Genomic DNA, 19873 nt, shown 5'->3' with positions numbered 1-19873 from the left:
CGTGGGGGGCGGGTGTAAGATTGAATTTGAATTTAATTATTTTGGAGGTTTTTGGAAAATGGCACAATATAAAATTGCGGTGGTTAACTCAAGTAGTTTTGGACAAGTCTTCAAGGAACACTGGAAGCAAATCGAAGAAATCGGTGAAGTTAAGCGGTTCATGTTGCCTACTGACATCGATGGCAAGTCATTAGCCAAGGAATTAAACGGCTACAACATCATCATTGCTTCCGTTACGCCAATGTTTAACAAAGAATTCTTTGACAACAAGGACGAAACCTTACTGATTTCTCGTCACGGTATCGGCTTCAACAACGTTGATATCAAAGCTGCCAAGGAACATGGGACTAAGGTTGCCATTGTCCCACAACTGGTTGAACGGGACTCTGTTGCTGAAAACGAATTGGCTAACTTGATGACGTTGGTTCGTCGGACGGTACAATCCGCAGAACGCGAACGGGATGACCGTTACGAAGATCGTGCCGAATTCATGGGTAATGAATTATCTGGTAAGACCTTTGGGGTTATCGGCTGCGGGAACATTGGTAGCCGGGTTGCGGAATTGTTCAGTGTGTTTGGTGGCCCAATCTTGGTTAACGACCCAGATCCTAAGGCCCCAGCTGGCTGGTTAAAGAGTCACAACGTACAACGCGTTGACTTGGATACTTTGTTGGAAAAGGCAGACTACATTTCATTGAACGCTTCATTAAATGATGGCAACTACCACCTGATCGATGCTAAGAAGATTGCCAAGATGAAGAAGGGTGTTTACCTGTGCAACAACGCTCGGGGTGCCCTCATCGACGAAACGGCCCTCTTAGACGGGATCAAGTCTGGCCAAGTTGCTGGTTACGCTGCCGATGCTGTCGAAGTTGAACCAGTTCGGGCAACTTCACCATTACTGCAAAACGACCGCGTATTATTGACGCCACATACCTCCGCTTACACCTACGAATGCCTGCACGGTATGGGTGAAAAATGTGTCAGCGATGTGAAGAATATTGTTGCCAACAAGCCGTTGGTTCGTGAATTAACAAGTACTTTAGCCTAGTAAACAGGCCGAACGGGACCATGTGCTGCTAATTGGGGGCACGTGGCCCCGTTTATATCCTAACGTGCTACACACTATGTGCAGATGGCCGTAGGTGACAACGAGAAGACCAAAAATCGCCAAAATAAAAGGAAGTTGAAAATTATGGATTATTTAATCGGAATTGATGTCGGTACCACGAGTACCAAAGCCGTGCTGTACAACACGGATGGAGAAATCTTTGGTTACGCCAACAAACTTTACCCCTTGATTCAAGACAACCCTGACATGGCCGAAGAAGATCCAGACGTGATCTTCGATGCCTCAGTCGAGGCCTTGAAAGAAGTTACGGCTAAGGCTGACCCTAAGGAAGGGAAAATCTTGGGGGTTTCCTGGTCAACGCAACAACACAGTCTGGTTGGGATGGACAAAGACTACAAGCCAACGACTCGGGCAATCACTTGGGCCGACAACCGCTCCGAGAAGGTGGCTTCTCGGATGGCCAAGGATGGCAGTGGTTTGGAACTGTACAAACGGACCGGTTTGCCAACCCATCCAATGGGGGTTGTCTACAAGTTACTGTGGATTAAGGAACAACATCCGGATGTTTACCAAAAGACCCAGTACTGGGTTGGTTTGAAGGAATACCTGTTGTATCGGTACTTCGGTCAACTCAAAGAAGAGACCAACATGGCCTCAACCACTGGTCTGTTTAACATCCACACGATGGACTGGGACGAAGAATCCATGAAGTTAACTGGGATTACGCGTGACCAACTGCCAGAACTCGTAGACACCACTTACCAGATGAAGGGTCTGCACCCGGAAATTGCCAAGAAGATTGGCTTCTCTGCGGACACGCCATTCATCATGGGTGGTACTGACGGGGCCCTTTCTGAAATTGGTTTGGGTGCCATCAACAAGGGCGAAGTGGCTGTTACCATCGGAACTTCTGGTGCGGTACGGACCTTCGTTGACAAGCCGCAAATCGACCCTAAAGGCCGGATTTACTGCTACCCAGTGATGCAGGGTAAGTGGATTATTGGTGGTCCAGTGAACAACGGGGGGATTGTCTTCCGTTGGGTTCGGGATAACCTCTTTGCTCCCGAAAAGGCGCAAGCCAAGAAGGAAGGCAAGGACCCTTACGATCTGTTAACTGAAATTGCTAGCAAGGTACCAGCCGGTTCCGATGGCCTGATCTTCCACCCATTCTTAGGTGGCGAACGGGCCCCAATTTGGGACGGTAACGCGCGGGCTTCCTACTTTGGCTTGACTCGGCAACACAATCGCTCCCACATGGTTCGGGCCGCTCTGGAAGGGATTGTTTACAACCTGTACACCGTTGAATTGGCGTTGAAGGAAGCCATGGAACCAACAGCCATCTTGGCAGCCGGGGGCTTTGCCCGCTCACCACTATGGCGGCAAATGTTGGCGGATATCTTTGAAGAACCCGTCACGATTCCAGAAGCCTTCGAAAGTGGTTGTCTGGGTGCCATGGTGATTGCCCAGATCAGTCTTGGCTTGGCCGACGACTTATCCGTCGTTAAGAAGTTTATCGGAAAGATGAACACCTACAAGCCAAACCCAGAAACGTTCGAAAACTACCGGGAGATCATGCCAATTTACATCCGACTTGGTCGGAAACTCCAAACTGAGTACGACAGTATCGCAGAATATCAACGAAAACGCGCACCAAAGGAATAAATTGTTAGTTTTGATGATTTATTTTCAAAAACTGCTTGAAATTTGTAAAAGTTTTTCATATAATAAGAGTCGTTAACTGATATATTACTTTTTTCAAGCAGAGAGGAACTTATACCATGAAGATTGGATTAGTTGGATTAGGTAAGATGGGTAGCAACTTAGCTCAAAATATGATGGACAACGGTCACGAAGTTGTTGGATTTGATTTGAACAAGGATTTTGTTAAAGAAGTTGCCGGATTCGGCGCAGAAGCTGCGACGTCACTGGACGATTTGCTTAGCAAGTTGCCTTCTCCTAAGATTGTTTGGTTGATGTTGCCAGCTGGCAAGCCAACCGAATCAACTGTTGCCACGTTGACTGAGGTATTAAGTGCCGGCGACTACATCGTTGATGGCGGGAACTCCTTCTGGCAAAACTCCGTTGAAGATGCCAAGAAGGCCGAAGCCAAGGGTATTAACTTCTTCGATTGTGGGACGTCTGGTGGTCAATCTGGTGCCCGGCATGATGGGAACTTCATGATTGGTGGGACCAGTGCGGAAGCCTTTGAAACGTTGAAGCCAGTCTTCGAAGGCATTGCTCAAGAAAATGGTTACCTGTACACCGGCGCTGCTGGTTCAGGCCATTACTTGAAGATGGTGCACAATGGTATTGAATACGGGATGATGGAAGCTATCGGTGAAGGATTTGATGTCCTAGAACACAGTGACTTCAACTACGATAACGAAGCCGTTGCCCGTCTGTGGAACTCCGGTTCAGTGGTTCGTTCATGGCTGATGGAATTGGCTCAGGAAGCCTTCTCTAAGGATGCCAACCTTGAAGAAATTCGGGGAACGATGCACAGTTCTGGTGAAGGTAAGTGGACGTTACAAGAAGCCCTCAACCAAGAAGTTCCAGTTCCAGTTATCAGCCTTGCGTTGATGATGCGTTACCGTTCAATGGAAAACGATACCTTTACAGGTAAAGTTGTTTCCGCTTTACGGAATGGTTTTGGTGGTCACGCGGTCGACAAGATCAAGTAATCCTAAAAAATTATATGACATCGCAGACGAAAGTTCAGGCCTAATAAGCCTGGGCTTTTTTGTTTGAACTGAGAAATTAGACCAAATAGGCGGGTCAGTGTGGCCCCCCAAAATTAGTATATTAATAAACTGGTATTTAAGTCTGATAGCTATTGGGCAACTTATTTTAAAATAAGCTGTTTTTTTACGATAGTTTTGAGATCGATGGTGTGGAATTAGTGAAACGTTTTCACGTTAGGTGAATACGAATTAATTTATTTTTTGAAAATAAGAAGATCTGTATTTTTACATAAATGCTGACACGTTGGGCTTTAGAGCGAGATAGCCTACTATTAGTAACCAATAAAAACGAAACGTCCGTTGACAGCGCTTTCACTAACTAGTAAGATATGGGTGTTGGTAGAACTGGTATATTACTATTTCAATTGTGGGGTATCACATCCTTTGATTGTGTGGCTGTATCAGGAAAAGACAGCTTTTTTGGACAAGGAGTGAGATTAATGAAGTTAAGCAGCAAGGTTCAATCCGTGGAAAACCGCGGCGACTATCTGGCGATTAAGACGGATGGCGCCCAGTTTCAAGTTTACCTGTTGGATAATAACATTATCCGGATGCGGGGAACGTTCAAGGATGAATTTGCTCCAGAAGCATCCTATGCTTTGGTCAAGACTGCATGGGCAGACAAGACCGACACATTAATGGCAGGTGAGCGGGAACGGGTACAACCGCTACCACTCAATCTGAAGGAAGATGCGGATAGCTACTCGGTCTCTACAGAGAATTTAACCTTAAAGATCAATCGTGAACCGTTTGGCTTTGAGGTCCTCGACAAGGCAGGCAACGTTTTACATAAAGATTTACCAAAACGCTCCTTCCTCCAAGATGACTTGGGTCGGTCGTACCACTACAGTACGATGGGTGACCATAATTTCTTCTACGGCTTCGGTGAAAAATCCGGAGAATTGAATAAATTTAAACGCCGGATGCGGATGCATAACACCGATTCTTTAGGGTGGAATGCCGCTAAATCTGATCCTTTATATAAGATGATTCCGTTCTATATTGATTTTGATAGCGAAATGAATATTGCTTCGGGGTTGTACTACAACAATTCTAGTGATTCAACGTTCGATATGGATAGCGAACACAGTAACTACTGGCACCGTTACAGCTACTTTGAATGTGACGGTGGCGACCTCGATGTCTTCTTCATCGCCGGGCCAACCATCAAGGACGTGGTTAAACACTACACCGACTTGACCGGGAAGACGGCCATGATGCCTAAGGCTTCATTAGGTTACATGGGGTCAACCATGTACTACACGGAGCTCGACAAGGACGCCGATCAAGCGATCTTAGACTTCGTGGATACCTGCAAGAAAAATGATATTCCGTGCGACGGCTTCTTCATGTCTTCTGGCTATACGACCGGAGACGATGGCAAGCGGTACGTCTTCAATTGGAACAAGGAACGCTTCCCAGATCCTCAAGACTTTGTGAATAAGTTGAAAGAAAAAGGGGTCTTACTGGCGCCTAACGTTAAGCCGGGGATGCTGGTGACACACCCGTTAGCCAAGGACTTCGAGGACGCCGATGCCTACATCAAGACGCCGGATGGCAAGCATGATCAAGAAGACCAGTACTGGGGCGGTGCCGCTCACTTCGTTGATTTTACCAGCGAAAAGGGCCGGGCTACTTGGGCTAAATTCATGACCAAGCAGCTCCTGTCACTGGGAATTACCAGTATTTGGAACGATAACAACGAATACGAAATTAATGAAACGGCGGCTAAGGTTGACGCTGACGGCGTTCACGAAACCATTGGTGCGGTTAAACCCATCATGCCAACCATGATGGCCAAGACGGCCCAAAAGGCGATCGCGGATTACGATTCTAACGTGCGGCCTTACTTGATTAATCGGGCCGGTTTTGCGGGGATTCAACGCTACGCACAGACTTGGGCTGGCGACAACCGAACGAGTTGGACGAACGTGAAGTATAACATTCCAACCATCTTAGGAATGGGCCTTTCCGGGGTTGCCAACCAGGGTTGTGATATTGGTGGCTTTGATGGACCAGCACCAGAACCAGAATTATTTGTTCGCTGGGTTCAAAACGGAATTTTCCAACCACGGTTCTCTATTCATTCATCTAATGATGATAATACCGTTACGGAACCTTGGATGTATCCAAGCTACACCAAGTATATTCGTGATGCCATTCAGCTCCGTTACCAATTGATTCCATATTTCTACTCACTGTTGCACGAAGCTTCGGTGACTGGGGCACCAATCATGCGGCCGTTGGTCTACGAATTCCAAAACGATCCGAAGACGTTTGAGGAAAGCTTTGAATTTATGCTGGGGGCTTCATTGTTAGTCGCCAATGTGGTTGATAAGGGACAAACAACCAAGGAAGTATACCTACCAAAGGGTGCCGATTGGTATGATTTAACCACTTATCACTACTACAATGGGGGTCAAACCGTTGAGGTGCCAGTCGACTTGGGAAGTATTCCAATGTTCTTACGGACAGGAAGCATTATTCCTGAAAGCAAGGGCTTGATGAATATCCACAACGACACAGTTGAAAACTTAGATGTCTTAGTTGAACCGACAACGGCAAGCAACTTCCAGTTGTATGAAGATGATGGTAAGACCATGAGCTACAAGCAAGGCGACTTCTTGACCACGGATATTTCCGTTAAGCCAAGCCAGCACCAAACGTTAATTAACTTGCATAAGCAAGGAACTTATGATTCCAAGCTGAAGCGGTACACGTTCCGTGTTTGCTGCCCAGACATCGCACCGTTGACGATTGAATTACAAGGGAAGCCGTTGGCCCAATTCTTGAAGTTTGATAAGTTCAACGCCGCTGCCGAAGGCTGGTTCTTCGATGGCGAGAGACGTCAAGTCATCATTAAATTTAATAATGTAAGCGATTCAGACATTGAGCTGAGCATTGAATCCAGTGTTAAGGACTTAATCTCAATCTAAATCTAATTATTTGCTATATTTGCGGCATCTCACTTTTTAAAATTATCTTGGCAAAATTGCCGGAGGTTGAAGAAATGGATACACAAAAAACAAGTATTGATCGTTCAAAGCCGTTTGGTTGGGCTGACCGTTTTGGTTACGCCCTAGGGGATGTTGGGAACAACTTCTCATTCGCTGTTGTGAATACCTTCTTGATGATCTTTTACACCAACGTGTTGGGATTATCGGGGGTGACCGTGGGACTTTTGTTCCTGATTGCCCGGTTTATTGATGCCATTGCTGATGTCACTGTTGGTCGGTTGGTCGATAGTAGTAAGCTACACAAACGGGGCCGGTTTATTCCGTGGATTGCCCGTTTCAAGTATCCACTGCTTATCGCGACAATTTTGGTTTTTGTGCCCTTCGTTAAAGAGTGGGCGTTTCCATTTAAGATTACGTACGTCTTTATCACTTACTTACTGTGGGGGATTTTCTACTCCACGGTGAACATTCCTTATGGCTCGATGGCGTCTGCGCTGAGTGATTCGCCAAACGATAAGACTTCCTTATCGACTTGGCGGAGCTTGGGGTCGGCGACAGGGAGTGCCATCGTTAGCTTTGTGGTGCCTATCTTCATGTACGTTGGGGCTTCCCAGAAGATTGACGGCGTCCGGTTTTGGATCGTGGCCTCGGTCATGGCGCTCTTGGGCTTCGGTTGCTACATTCTGACCAGTGTATTACCAACCGAACGGGTACGAACCCAACGGAGTGAATCGGTTCCTCTGGGGACAGTTCTGAAGGATATGTTTACGGACCGCGCGTTGGTGATCCTGGTGGTCTTGGATATCATCTTGGTGATTAACCAAAACCTATCTGGGACGAATATTTCCTACCTATTTAATGACTACTTCAAGAACAGTAGTGCGATGTCCATTGCGTTAATCTTTAACTTTGCCACGGTTCTGTTGCTGGCACCTTTCGCCCAGTACTTTACGAAACGGTTTGGTCGAAAAGAAGTCACGACGGTTTCTCTGTTCTTTGCAAGTATTGTCTACGGGATTCTGGTCTTTATCCACACCAGTAGTGCCGTGGTTTACCTGGTCTTCCTCTTCTTCGGGAGCTTGGGCGCGGCGATGTTTAACCTGATGGTCTGGGCTTTTATTACCGATGTGATTGATAACCAGCAGGTGACGACTGGGATTCGTGAAGACGGGACCATCTACGGTGTGAACTCCTTCGCACGTAAGGTTGCACAAGCCTTAGGTGGGAGCTTCGGGGCGTTTATGTTAACGATGATTGGGTACGTTTCCTCCACTTCCGGTGGGGCAGAACAATCTCAACAAGTCATTGACCGAATCTACTACTTGGCTTCCGGTATTCCGGCGGTCTGCTGTGGCTTGGCAGCCCTGGTCATGTTGTTCTTCTACCCACTTAACAAGAAGCGGGTTGAATCTAACGCAGCCATTTTACGGGAAAAGAATGCGAAAAATTAATTGAGACGGCGGATTGATGTGCCGCAAAGATAGCGTGTTTCACCGAATCACCAATAATTTTTGATAAAAATTAAAGGAGACCTGTGTCATGGCTTTATTGAACGAAGACTTTTTACTCACAAGTGAACCAGCAAAGAAGCTGTTCCACGAACACGCAGAAAAAATGCCGATTATCGACTATCACTGCCACTTGGACCCAAAGGATATTTACGAAAACAAAAATTATCCTAACATTACACGGATCTGGTTGAATGATGGTAACGCCGGGGACCACTACAAGTGGCGTCTGGAACGGGCCAACGGTGTGCCAGAAGAATTAATCACCGGTGATGGTGACGAATACCAGAAGTTCTTAGCTTGGGCGAAGACTATCGACCGGGCAATTGGGAACCCGCTTTATGAATGGACCCACTTGGAATTAAAGCGTTTCTTCGGGATTGACGAAGTCTTTAATGAAAAGAGTGCGCCAGCAATTTGGAAGAAAGCCAATGCTTTACTCCAAACGGATGACTTCAAGCCCCGCAACTTAATCAAGAACGCCAATGTCAAGGTCGTCTGCACGACGGACGATCCGGCATCTGACTTGCACTACCACAAGTTGCTGAAGGCCGAAGAAAAAGAAAATGGCTTCAAAGTCTTGCCTGCAATGCGGCCAGATAACCTGGTACGGATCAACCAAGGTAATTATGGTGAGTACATGGACAAGCTTAGCGATGTTTCTGGCGTCAAGATTACGGATTTGAAGTCCTTGACGGCGGCATTGGAACAACGCTTTACTTTCTTTGCTTCAATGGGTGGCCGGTTATCCGACCATGGGCTGAACACCTTCCACTACGCTGAAGCCACGGACGATGAGTTCAACGCCATCATGGCCAAGGCACGTCAAGATAATCAACACCTGACGGACGATGAGGTCAACAAGTACCAGACAACCTTATTGAAGGTGCTGATGCGTTTGAACCAAAAGTTCGGCTGGACAATGCAGTATCATATCAATGTCTTGCGGAATGCTAACGGCCCAATGTTCCGTAAATTAGGTGCTGATACCGGTTGGGATTCCATGGGGTCACAACCAGGCATTGCTGGTGAAATGATGAAGTTACTGAGTGCAATGTCCGAAGAAGACAGTATTCCTAAGACCATTCTGTACTCCACCAACCCGAATGACTGGATGGAACTGGCTACGGGGATGCAAAGTTTCCAAGGCGACGGCGTTCAGAAGTTGCAATTGGGCTGTGCATGGTGGTTCAACGATACCCGTGATGGGATGCACGACCAACTGAACATCTTGGCTCAACAAAGTTTGTTGCCAAACTTCGTAGGCATGTTGACCGACTCACGGAGCTTCCTCTCCTACACGCGGCATGAATACTTCCGTCGGGTTCTCTGCAACCTGATCGGTGAATGGGTCACGACTGGTCAAGTGCCAGAAGATTACGATTACCTGGGTAAGATTGTGGAAGATATTTCCTACAATAATGCGCACGACTACTTTGGCTTCTTTGATGAAGACTAGTCGTCAGTTAAAAGATTGAGGGCAATCCTCGAAATAATACGACTTATTTTCCCTGAAGGGGGAGATGAGCCGTATTTTTTTTGCTTACATTACTGATTTGAAATGGATGCGAAATTGAAAAGCCGTGAAAATACAGTGATGTTTTAGCGGGGGGATGCGTGATTAATGGGTAAATTTAAGCTAATTTAGGGATAATTTTCAAATTATGGTGTGAAACCATGAAAAATATGTTGAAAGCGACTGGAGATAGGGGGATGATGTTAATGCTGCTGTTTTTTGGGCGCGTCATTGACTGATGACGGCCATGAATATTTTCGGCAGGATAAACCAGAAAAGATGATTGGGGTAGGAATTTATGCATTATTCTTTATTCGTTCGGTGTATGGCCGAGCTGATTGGGACGGCCGTCATGGTTGCCCTAGGTAACGGTTCGGTTGCTAACGTTGAGCTCAAGGGAACTAAGGGCTATCATGGTGGTTGGATTTTGATTGGTTTTGGATATGGCATTGGGGTGATGATCCCGGCCTTAATGTTCGCGACCATTTCCGGCGCTCAGATTAATCCGGCCATGACGGTGGCTATGGCCGTTACCGGTAATTTTCCTTGGCAGGAGGTCATGCCATACATATTAGCGCAGACGGTGGGGGCCATCATTGGCCAGCTAGTCCTCGTCTTGGCGTACAAACCATACTATGATCGGACGACCGACACGGAGGCTATCCTGGGGACATTCTCGACGATTGACGCAGCCAATAGCCAGTTGAACGGGTTCATCAATGAATTTGTGGGTACCTTTCTTCTGGTCTTAGGGGCGGTGAGCATGACTGCTGACAAGATTGACCCACGTGCGGACTTTATTGGCCTAGGCTTTCTGGTCATGTGTTTGGTCATTTCCTTTGGGGGACCGACTGGACCGGCGTTGAATCCGGCTCGGGATATCGGACCGCGGTTGTTGCATGCGGTCTGGCCGTTCCCCCACAAGGGGAGTTCACAGTTCAATTACAGCTGGGTGCCGATTGTGGCCCCAACTGCCGGTGCAATCGCAGCGGCAATGCTGTATCAACAAGTGTTTTAAGTTGTAAAATAAAGCCTGATTGCGGAGAAATTCGGATCAGGATTTTTTGATAATATTTCAAAAGCCAAAGGCAAACTTTAATAGGTCGGGCGATGATATTGTTCTCGATTTCATTGAAAATGGTATGAGCGGCTTATATCGTTTGCAACCATTCGACTCCGACCAATTGACCAATATGGAGAGGAATGCCTCGCGTAAATCGCCTAACTGCCAAACTAGTTTGTTAGTCAAATGTTAAGTAATGAGTTAAATTTTAAAAAATTATGGCGATAAAGAAGAGTTGGTTTGACAAAACGTTAATCGGTTTACTAAATTGTGAACTATTTAACCATTCGATAAAAATCAAGAGAAAATCGTTGGTGCCTGTGTTAAACTAATATACAAGTAAGTTGGTGAACACCATAAGGAGGTGTAGTTGAGATGCAGCAAATGACGAAGAATATGCGAAATGAGGCGTACTCTGAGCTTCGCTACCGGATCATGCATAATAAGTTTATTCCCGGCCAGAAGATCTCTGAGAAGACAATTTCTGAGGAATTAGGAATTGGACGGACGCCAGTCAGAGAAGCCATAATTCGAATTGAACGGGATGGCCTCATTGATGTGATTCCGCAGAGTGGGACGTACATTTCCCAGATCGATATGGAAAAAGCAAAGGATGCACGGTTTGTTCGGCAAAACGTGGAAGTCGAGATTATGCTGGAAGCCACAGCTAAGATGACGGATGCAGCCTATCACGAGCAGAAGGTGAACTTGCGTGAGCAGGCGGTGGCGATTCAAAAGGAAGATCCGGATACCTTCTTCGATCTCGATGAGGCCTTTCACCATGAGTTTTATACGATTGCGGGCCGCGATAACATTTGGGATTGGTTGCAGACAGTGAACATGCAGTTGAACCGGTTCCGGTGGATTCGCCTAAAGGTCAATACGCTTAATTGGCAGACGATTATCCAACAACATGAGAATCTGTTAGACGTGGTATATCGCCGTGATCTAGAGGACGTTCGTTTTCAAACGACGGCCCACTTGCGGTTGATGCTTCAGGAACGGAAGTACTTGTTGGACAAGTTTCCGGGGTACTTCATGAACGTTAGCCCCAGTGATAAAACTGATTTGGACATTTAAGTAGACTGCTTCGTCGTTGATGATGTTAACTATCGACGACGATTTTTTTGAAAGTAACCTCGTGGGTGAGGGCTGGCAATCAGCCGAAGAATTCAGTATAATGAACACGTTAACATTTTTAAATGAATGCGCTTTCAATTCAACGCTAGCAAGCGTCCTAGAAATGGGAATTCCTGACCGGTTGGCCGACTTTTCAGGCCGATCCACGAATCATTTTGAACGTGAAACTTGTTACAAGATGATGGTGGCTTTTGCGCTCAAGTCGGTGATATATGAGGGGGATTTTTCGTCAGCATGTGCTAAACTGGTATGTGAACTGAGCGGAGAAAAGAGCATTCATTAGTTGGTTAAACACGACAATATGGAGGTAATATGATGGCATTCAATATGACCACGCAATACGCGCACAGTCCTGAAGATATCGACCACTACAATACAGACCAGATGCGTGAACAATTTTTGATGGAAAAGATCTTTAGTCCTGACGATATTCTACTCACGTATACCTATAACGACCGGATGATTTTTGGTGGTGTTACGCCGGTTCACGGTCCGCTGGAAATCAAGCTGGATAAGGAATTAGGTGTTAATTATTTCCTGGAACGTCGCGAACTAGGGTTTATCAACATTGGTGGTGCTGGGACGGTCGCGATTGATGGCGAAGAGAGTGCCATTGCGCCCCACGATGGTTTTTACATCGGTATGGGAACAAAGCACGTGGTCTTTGACTCCATCGATCCCACGACCCCAGCTAAGTTCTACGTCGTTTCTACGCCGGCACACAAGACTTACCCGAATAAGAAACTAGTTTACAAGGACGCCATTGCGATGCCTAAGGGTGATCAAGAACATATGAACAAGCGGGTTATTCACAAGTACATCGATGCTTCAACGATGCAGACGTGTCAGCTACAAATGGGCTACACGGTGCTGGAACCCGGTAATTCTTGGAATACGATGCCCGCGCACACGCATGCGCGCCGGATGGAAACGTACCTGTACTGTGAATTCGGTTCAGCTGATACGCGAGTCTCCCACTTTATGGGAACTCCAGAAAACACGAAGCATATCTGGATGAAGCAGGACCAAGCTGTGGTTAACCCCAGTTACTCCATTCACTGTGGTGTTGGGACCACGAACTACGCTTTCATCTGGGCAATGTGTGGTGAGAATCAAACATATGATGATATGGATCAAGTTGCGATGAATGACTTACGGTAGTTTGGCAGGCAAGGGCATCAGTTGCAGTTAGACGGTGCCTAGGGCTTGTGACCTATCGTATGTGATGCATGGCGGTTAAAAGGAGAGAGCAAGAGATGGAAATGGGATTTCGCTGGTACGGCCCTGATGAGGACGCCGTTAAGCTCCGGGATATTCGGCAGATTCCGGGGGCCCAACAGGTTGTGGGGGCACTCTTTGATGTGCCGGTTGGCGAAGTGTGGCCGCTGGCTAAGATCAAGGCGCTAAAGGCCCAAATTGAAGCGGCAGGCTTGAAGTTTACAATTGTCGAGTCAGTTAATATTCACGATGATATCAAGATTGGGTTGCCCACACGGGACCACTACATTGAAAATTATCAGCAAACAATTCGTAACCTCGCACAGGTTGGGGTTAAGACGATTTGCTATAATTTTATGCCGATCTTTGATTGGATTCGAACGGATTTGCACTTCGAATTGGCGGATGGTTCCAAGGCGTTGGCGTTTCAGGAACGTTACACGGCAGAAGATCCGCAAGCCTTAATTCAGCAGATTCAGAGTGGCGACAATGGATTTAGTCTACCGGGCTGGGAACCGGAGCGTCTGGCTAAGGTACAGAGCTTGTTTAAAGCTTATGCCGATGTCGATGCGTCGCGGTTAGCGGCCAACCTCAAGTACTTTCTAGATGCGATCTTGCCGGTCTGCGAGGCTTGCCATATTCAGATGGCGATTCATCCCGATGACCCGCCGATGCCGTTGTTTGGCCTGCCGCGGATTTTTAAAAATGCGGCCGATATGCGGGCCATTGTGGCCATGAATCCATCGCTTGCGAATGGCTTTACGATTTGCACGGGTAGTCTGGGCGAAAATCCCGACAACGATATTCCGGCCATTATTCGTGAGTTTGTTGCACAGGGACGGGTACCCTTTGTTCATGCGCGAAATATTAAATTTACGGGAAATGGTCGCGACTTTCGTGAAGCGGCCCATCTATCCAGTGCGGGATCACTCGATATGTTTGCGATTATGAAAGCTCTCCACGACTCGGGTTTTGACGGTGTCATTCGTCCCGATCATGGCCGTGATATTTGGGGTGAGGCTGGTCGACCAGGCTACGGTCTTTACGATCGTGCTTTGGGGTTGACCTATTTGAACGGGCTCTGGGAAGCCATTTCTAAATCCTAACGGGGAGGTGTAAGCGATGGGGGAATTACTGACAATTGGAGAACCCATGGTTGTGTTCGAGGCGCAAGAGAGTGACGTCGATTTGGCGACGGCACAACACTTTCAAAAGTTTTCGGCTGGGGCAGAACTCAACGTTGCGATTGGCATGGCCCGGCTTGGCCACCCTGTCGATTACGTTTCCGCGGTTGGGGATGATCCCTTCGGTGTTTACTTGCGACGGGTGTTACGGACGGATGGTGTGGCAGATGCTGCCATGCTCACAAAGCCGGGATTGCCCACGGGATTTTATCTCAAGCAACGCGTGACACGTGGCGATCCGGCCGTCGCTTATTTCCGCCAAGGATCGGCCGCCGCGAACTACCAACCCGCTGATTTAGCGACAGTGAACCTTTCCGGCGTTCGGTTTGCCCATCTCTCTGGGATATTTGCGGCGTTATCACCCAATTGTTTGGCGGCGTACCGCCAACTCAACGCCGACTTGGTATATAAACGGATTCCCGTGACCTTTGATCCCAACTTGCGGCCCACGCTTTGGCGTTCGCAGACGGAAATGGTGCGGGTGACAAATGACCTGGCGCGTTATGGGACGATTGTCATGCCCGGCCTTAGCGAGGGCCAGACGTTGACGGGGTACCAAACACCGGAAGCGATTGCGGATTTCTACCTGCAACAAGGGGTAACCACCAAGGCGGTCGTCGTGAAATTGGGGGCTGCCGGAGCTTTTGCGAAGCTGAAGGACGGTCGGCAGTTCACCGTAGTTGGCTTCACCGTGCCACGGGTCGTTGATACTGTGGGAGCGGGGGATGGTTTTGCCGTTGGTCTCATTTCAGGATTGCTGGAAGGCCAGCCACTACCAATCGCCTTAAAGCGGGCCAATGCTATCGGTGCAATGGCGGTACAAAGCCCAGGTGACAATGATGGCTATCCAACTCGCCAACAGCTAGACCAATTCCTAAGAACGTCAAAATTTGAATAAACGTTAAAATCGTCGGCCCAAAACACTGTATTTGGTCGACGGTTTTGTTATAGTAGGTCTATCGGCAGTTTCGTAGATAACGTCAACACCTTAGAAAGTCTCAAGGCGTGCTTAAGTTACCCCGCTGGCTGCTAAAATAGAGAGTCGAGCGATTGATGATCGTAACAGGGAGGCAATAAGACATTGGAAGAGGTCACAATTTTAACAATTGCTAAGCGCGCTAACGTTTCACACACCACGGTTTCACGTGCTCTGAACGATAGTCCCTTAGTCAAAGAAGAAACAAAACGCAAGATTCGCAAGATTGCGGATGATTTGGGGTATGTGCCTAACATTAATGCTAAGGGGCTGGTTGAGAAGCGCTCCTTTATTATCGGCATTTTCTTCTCCGAACTGGATACGGGGACGTCACCAAGTTTCTTGGTCGATGTTATCAATCGTTCAAAGGAAGCTTTGCCGGCGGGCTATTCAATCTCGATTGATAGTATTGAGGCACTGGATGGCAGCAACGCCGTGAGTCGCCATCAATATGATGGCGCCATTGTCGTGAGTCAGAGTACCAATGATGATGCGTTTATCAATATGATGATTGAACGTGGCTTACCTGTGGTGATTCTCAACCGAAAAATTGATCGTGAGGATGTCTCGAACTTTACGACGGACGACTACCTGGGCGCCCGGAAGCTCATGGAGTACGCTGTGCGAATGGGCCATCAAAAGTTTGGCTTGATCAAGGGGGCTAGTGACTTTGTGTCCACGCGTGACCGGCAAAAGGCCTTTGTTGACGTCACGGCGGCCAGTAACGCCACGGTTAAGCCAGAATGGGTGCAACAGGGCACGTATCTGCCAGATAGCGGCTACGAAGCTATGCGGAGCATCCTCGGCAACATTGAAACCCCGACCTGTGTCTTCGCGTCCAATGATGATATGGCGGCTGGTGCGGTTCGCGCTTGCCAAGATCTGGGCTATTCCGTACCGGATGATCTCTCCATCATCGGCTATGATGACATGAGCTATGCAAAATATCTGGTTCCACGACTGACGACGGTGCGTAAACCAACCGATGATATTGTCCAAGAGGGAATCGATGCTTTGACAAAATTATTGGACGGTTCAATGACTGATCCGATAAAAAAAGTAATCGTCCCAACGTTGATAGTCCGGGATTCTGTAAAGGATTTGCGAAAATAATCCTTTTTTTATCAAAAAAATTGTTAACGTGTGCATGACTTTGTGATAGTATAGACATTGTTAAAGGAAAGCGCTTACTAATGTGTCGTTGGAAGCTCTGACGTTTAACATTTGTTGTGGAAACCGACGAGCGATGGCGAAACCACGTTAAGTATTGTGTTAACGTGTGTATCAAAATTGTAAGCGATTTCGTTTAATGGTTTGAAGCAGATTCAAGGAGGTGCTCAAATGAGCGAAGAAGCAGCAACAAGTCCAAAACCCGCAGTTAAAGAGGGGGAAATGATGAATGACTCCTCTAAGCGGATTCCTACTCATGAAAAGATTGCTTATGGGTTTGGGGACTTTGGTAACGGCTTCATGTTTGACCTTGGGCAAGCATATCTGACTAAGTTCTGGATTGATGCGTGTGGTATCGGTGCCGGAGCGGTCGCTGGGATTTTTGCTTTCACCAAGATTTTCGATGCGTTTATGGATCCAATTGCCGGGTCAGTTATTGATAACCGGAAGAACATCGGTAAACGTGGTAAGTTCCGTCCGGTCATGATGATTTCAGCCATCATTTTAGGGATTATGACCGTCGTAACGTTTACGATGCCATCTGGTCTCACTGGGGTCCAAAAGATTATTTATGCATATGCTGCATACATGATTTGGGGCCTGGTTTATTCATTTACCAATGACCCGTACGGTTCTTTGGCTTCCGTTATGTCCCGGAACTCGCAAGACCGGAGCTTCATGGCGACTTCTCGTCAGGTTGGTTCTGTCGGTGCTCAATTCATTGCCGGGGTTGCCTTCATTCCTTTGATGGGTTTGATTGCTAACGGGAACACTGGTGTCAAAGAAGAACACGGTTACTTCTGGGCAGCCGCAGTCTTCGCTGTCATTGGGATTGCAATGTTTGCCGTTTGTTACTTAGGAACTAAGGAAAATGTTAAGGTTCACCGGGCAACTGGTGAAGCAGCCAAAAAGGAAGGCTTTAAGGATTACATCAAAGTTATCTTTAAGAACGGTCCTTTAGGTGCCTTGATTCTCATGACCTTGTTTACCATTTCTGCCATGAACACGAACAACCAAATGATGGTGTTCTACGCACAATACAACTTAGGTAACATTGGCCTTCAGCCAATCATCAACGCTATTATGATGGGGTGCTCAATCGTCGGGGTCTTCATGATTCCTACATTAACTAAGCACTTTGGTCAGAAGCGGACCGCAATGTGGAGTTTCGTTGTTGGTGCCGTAGCCAACATTTTGAACTACTTCTTGCCTTCCAACGTTATCACATTCATCGTTTTAGTTACCATTGGGTACACGGCTTTAGCTATTCCTAACGGGATTACTTGGGCCATGGTTTCCAACGCGATTGACTTTGGTGAATGGCGTTCAGGTGTCCGTAAAGAAGCTATTACATACGCTGCATTTAACTTCTCACGGAAAATTGCACAATCACTGGCTGCTTTAGTTAGTGCCGGTGTCTTGGCCTTAACGGGTTACGTTGCCAACGCAACACAAACTCCTCGTGCCTTAAATGGTATCAAGGCCGCTATGACGTTGTATCCTGGCCTTTGCTTAATCATTGCCGCTGTTGTTATCGGTTTCTTATACAAACTGGATGACAAGCGCTTTGGTGAAATTGCCGATGACCTTGACCATGGTCGTTGGGAAGGCGGCAAGATCGGTGAAAGCAAAGCTACCGATAAGGATAAGAACTAGTCGTCATACTAAATAATTTGGGATCACGGTTTTTAAAAACTTTATCAAACTACATTTATGGAGGGTTATATCAATGGACTTACAAAAGTTAGTTTCAGATGTCTATGAGATTATTGCTGCCCAAGGTAACTATGACAGCTTATCAGATAAAGAAGTTTATGCACCTTCAATTCAAGTAGATCGCCGCAACGTCTACTTCATCTTACATGAAACCGTTAACAAGCAAACGGCCAAGACTTTGGTTGTTTACGAAGATCGCGATGACGTCAAGGACTTTGACGCCAAGGAAAGCATCGTTGACCACAACAAGACGTTAATCACTGGTGATTTGAACGAAACCAACTGGCGTGCACTTGCTAAGCGCTTTGCTTGGATCAAGCCAACTTCTCGTCATGGTTACAAGTACACCTTTGGTTTAGGTGACCGGTTAGGCAACGCTTCTAACGCTCACTTACGTTTGTTCAAGGGCCGGGGCATCGTACCTGTCTTAGCACAACAATCCATTCGTGAATTACTATTGATGAACCGTACCGAAACCGATGTCTTATTGGATGCCGGCTGGGCCGTCTTCGAAGAAGGTTACACCGATGGCTGGGTTGACGATGGTGACCACGTTAAGAACCCTCACGAAGTTGACTACGCCGTTAAGGCCGGTTGCACCATGATTACTTTGGATGCCACTGAAAAGATTCATAACGAAGTTGCTAAGTTCTCTGACGAAGAATTGGATGAAAAGTTCAACGCTTTGGATGACGATTTAGTAGAACGCTTCAACAAGACTTACTTAGACAAGACGTTCCAAATCAGCGACGACGCTTCTGTTCACTTCTCCAAGCGTGACGTTGAAGAATCAGTTCTGATCTTCTATGGAGCTGTTAAGTACGCTATCTTCATCTACCACAAGTTCATCGTGCCATACAACTTGGACTTCGAAATTTCTATGGATGAAACGATTGTTCCTACGACGCCTGCAAACCACTACTTCTTTGCTAACGAATTACATCGTGAAGGCATCACTCCTGAAACCATCGCACCTAAGTTCTACGGTGAATTCCAGAAGGCTATTGACTACATCGGTGACGTTAAGCGCTTCGAACGTGAATACGTTGTTCATGAAGCCATTGCTGAAAAGTTCGGTTACAAGTTGAGTATTCACTCAGGTTCCGACAAACTTTCCGTTTACGAAATCATTGGCCGGATCTCCAAGCAACACGGCTGGCACGTTAAGACCGCTGGGACTAACTGGTTGGAAGCTCTCCGGGTTATTGCCCATGTCGATCCTAAGTTCATGGTTCAACTTTACAAGTTTGCTTACGACAACTTGGATGACGTTGCTTCATTCTACGTCTTCAACGCACAAACCGATGGGACTGCACCTAAGCCAGAAACGATCAACGAATCCAACGTTATGAGTTTGCTGGATGGTGACGATTCTCGTCAAGTTCTGCACACGATGTACGGTTCACTCTTGAACGCTCAAAAGAGCTACAAGTACGTTTACCGTGACAAGTTCTTCAAGATTTTGAAGGAACACCAAGACTTGTACGACAAGTACTTGAACATCCACATTGCAGAACACCTCGACTTACTCCAAGGTTTGGCAAAGTCCAAGGCTGAAGTTCAAGCTAAGTACGAACCAAAGATCAACGAAGACTAATTTAGACACGATAGC

At 47.0% G+C, this 19873-nt stretch carries 14 protein-coding genes; all 14 read left to right on the top strand.

Features of this window, described 5'->3' with window-relative positions; translation table 11 throughout:
* Positions 1-58 precede the first annotated feature (58 nt).
* On the top strand, positions 59-1051 hold the full coding sequence (locus KB236_09120; GenBank protein UIF28696.1) for a hydroxyacid dehydrogenase: 993 nt from the start codon (positions 59-61) through the stop codon (positions 1049-1051).
* Between the two features lie 144 nt (positions 1052-1195).
* A complete protein-coding gene (gene gntK, locus KB236_09115) occupies positions 1196-2734 on the top strand; it encodes a gluconokinase (protein ID UIF28695.1) in 1539 nt (512 codons plus the stop codon).
* Positions 2735-2850: 116 nt separating this feature from the next.
* Positions 2851-3753 (top strand): decarboxylating 6-phosphogluconate dehydrogenase, encoded by a 903-nt coding sequence (gnd, locus tag KB236_09110; GenBank protein ID UIF28694.1) that lies wholly within the window; start codon positions 2851-2853, stop codon positions 3751-3753.
* Positions 3754-4253: 500 nt separating this feature from the next.
* Positions 4254-6749 (top strand): DUF4968 domain-containing protein, encoded by a 2496-nt coding sequence (locus tag KB236_09105; protein ID UIF28693.1) that lies wholly within the window; start codon positions 4254-4256, stop codon positions 6747-6749.
* Positions 6750-6823: 74 nt separating this feature from the next.
* Positions 6824-8221 carry a glycoside-pentoside-hexuronide (GPH):cation symporter gene (locus tag KB236_09100; protein UIF28692.1) on the top strand — a complete coding sequence of 466 codons (1398 nt, stop codon included), beginning with the start codon at positions 6824-6826 and terminating at the stop codon, positions 8219-8221.
* 88 nt (positions 8222-8309) lie between these two features.
* Positions 8310-9737, top strand: coding sequence for a glucuronate isomerase (gene uxaC, locus KB236_09095; protein ID UIF28691.1), 1428 nt, complete (start codon positions 8310-8312; stop codon positions 9735-9737).
* 355 nt (positions 9738-10092) lie between these two features.
* Positions 10093-10812: an aquaporin family protein gene (locus KB236_09090; GenBank protein ID UIF28690.1), complete on the top strand. Its 720-nt coding sequence runs from the start codon at positions 10093-10095 to the stop codon at positions 10810-10812.
* A gap of 420 nt (positions 10813-11232) precedes the next feature.
* Positions 11233-11937, top strand: coding sequence for a GntR family transcriptional regulator (locus tag KB236_09085; GenBank protein ID UIF28689.1), 705 nt, complete (start codon positions 11233-11235; stop codon positions 11935-11937).
* 375 nt (positions 11938-12312) lie between these two features.
* Positions 12313-13158 (top strand): 5-dehydro-4-deoxy-D-glucuronate isomerase, encoded by an 846-nt coding sequence (gene kduI / locus KB236_09080; GenBank protein UIF30334.1) that lies wholly within the window; start codon positions 12313-12315, stop codon positions 13156-13158.
* Between the two features lie 95 nt (positions 13159-13253).
* A complete protein-coding gene (gene uxuA, locus KB236_09075; protein ID UIF28688.1) occupies positions 13254-14321 on the top strand; it encodes a mannonate dehydratase in 1068 nt (355 codons plus the stop codon).
* A 16-nt stretch (positions 14322-14337) separates the two neighbouring features.
* Positions 14338-15297 carry a sugar kinase gene (locus tag KB236_09070; GenBank protein UIF28687.1) on the top strand — a complete coding sequence of 320 codons (960 nt, stop codon included), beginning with the start codon at positions 14338-14340 and terminating at the stop codon, positions 15295-15297.
* Positions 15298-15480: 183 nt separating this feature from the next.
* Positions 15481-16488 carry a LacI family transcriptional regulator gene (locus KB236_09065; GenBank protein ID UIF28686.1) on the top strand — a complete coding sequence of 336 codons (1008 nt, stop codon included), beginning with the start codon at positions 15481-15483 and terminating at the stop codon, positions 16486-16488.
* Positions 16489-16716: 228 nt separating this feature from the next.
* On the top strand, positions 16717-18201 hold the full coding sequence (locus KB236_09060; GenBank protein ID UIF28685.1) for a glycoside-pentoside-hexuronide (GPH):cation symporter: 1485 nt from the start codon (positions 16717-16719) through the stop codon (positions 18199-18201).
* A 73-nt stretch (positions 18202-18274) separates the two neighbouring features.
* Positions 18275-19858, top strand: coding sequence for a tagaturonate epimerase family protein (locus KB236_09055; GenBank protein ID UIF28684.1), 1584 nt, complete (start codon positions 18275-18277; stop codon positions 19856-19858).
* Positions 19859-19873 lie beyond the last annotated feature (15 nt).

The sequence above is a fragment of the Levilactobacillus brevis genome, assembly GCA_021383565.1.
Lineage (GTDB): Bacteria > Bacillota > Bacilli > Lactobacillales > Lactobacillaceae > Levilactobacillus > Levilactobacillus brevis_B.
The sequence above is the reverse complement of the archived record's forward strand: the minus strand, read 5'-3'. Positions and strand labels throughout refer to the sequence as shown.

Excerpts from the sequence above, each read along its gene's own strand:
- KB236_09055 (UIF28684.1), top strand. The coding sequence starts at position 18,275 with ATGGACTTACAAAAGTTAGTTTCAGATGTCTATGAGATTATTGCTGCC.
- KB236_09060 (UIF28685.1), top strand. The coding sequence starts at position 16,717 with ATGAGCGAAGAAGCAGCAACAAGTCCAAAACCCGCAGTTAAAGAGGGG.
- KB236_09100 (UIF28692.1), top strand. The coding sequence starts at position 6,824 with ATGGATACACAAAAAACAAGTATTGATCGTTCAAAGCCGTTTGGTTGG.
- KB236_09085 (UIF28689.1), top strand. The coding sequence starts at position 11,233 with ATGCAGCAAATGACGAAGAATATGCGAAATGAGGCGTACTCTGAGCTT.
- KB236_09105 (UIF28693.1), top strand. The coding sequence starts at position 4,254 with ATGAAGTTAAGCAGCAAGGTTCAATCCGTGGAAAACCGCGGCGACTAT.
- KB236_09070 (UIF28687.1), top strand. The coding sequence starts at position 14,338 with ATGGGGGAATTACTGACAATTGGAGAACCCATGGTTGTGTTCGAGGCG.
- KB236_09090 (UIF28690.1), top strand. The coding sequence starts at position 10,093 with ATGCATTATTCTTTATTCGTTCGGTGTATGGCCGAGCTGATTGGGACG.
- uxaC (UIF28691.1), top strand. The coding sequence starts at position 8,310 with ATGGCTTTATTGAACGAAGACTTTTTACTCACAAGTGAACCAGCAAAG.
- gnd (UIF28694.1), top strand. The coding sequence starts at position 2,851 with ATGAAGATTGGATTAGTTGGATTAGGTAAGATGGGTAGCAACTTAGCT.
- KB236_09120 (UIF28696.1), top strand. The coding sequence starts at position 59 with ATGGCACAATATAAAATTGCGGTGGTTAACTCAAGTAGTTTTGGACAA.
- kduI (UIF30334.1), top strand. The coding sequence starts at position 12,313 with ATGGCATTCAATATGACCACGCAATACGCGCACAGTCCTGAAGATATC.
- uxuA (UIF28688.1), top strand. The coding sequence starts at position 13,254 with ATGGAAATGGGATTTCGCTGGTACGGCCCTGATGAGGACGCCGTTAAG.
- gntK (UIF28695.1), top strand. The coding sequence starts at position 1,196 with ATGGATTATTTAATCGGAATTGATGTCGGTACCACGAGTACCAAAGCC.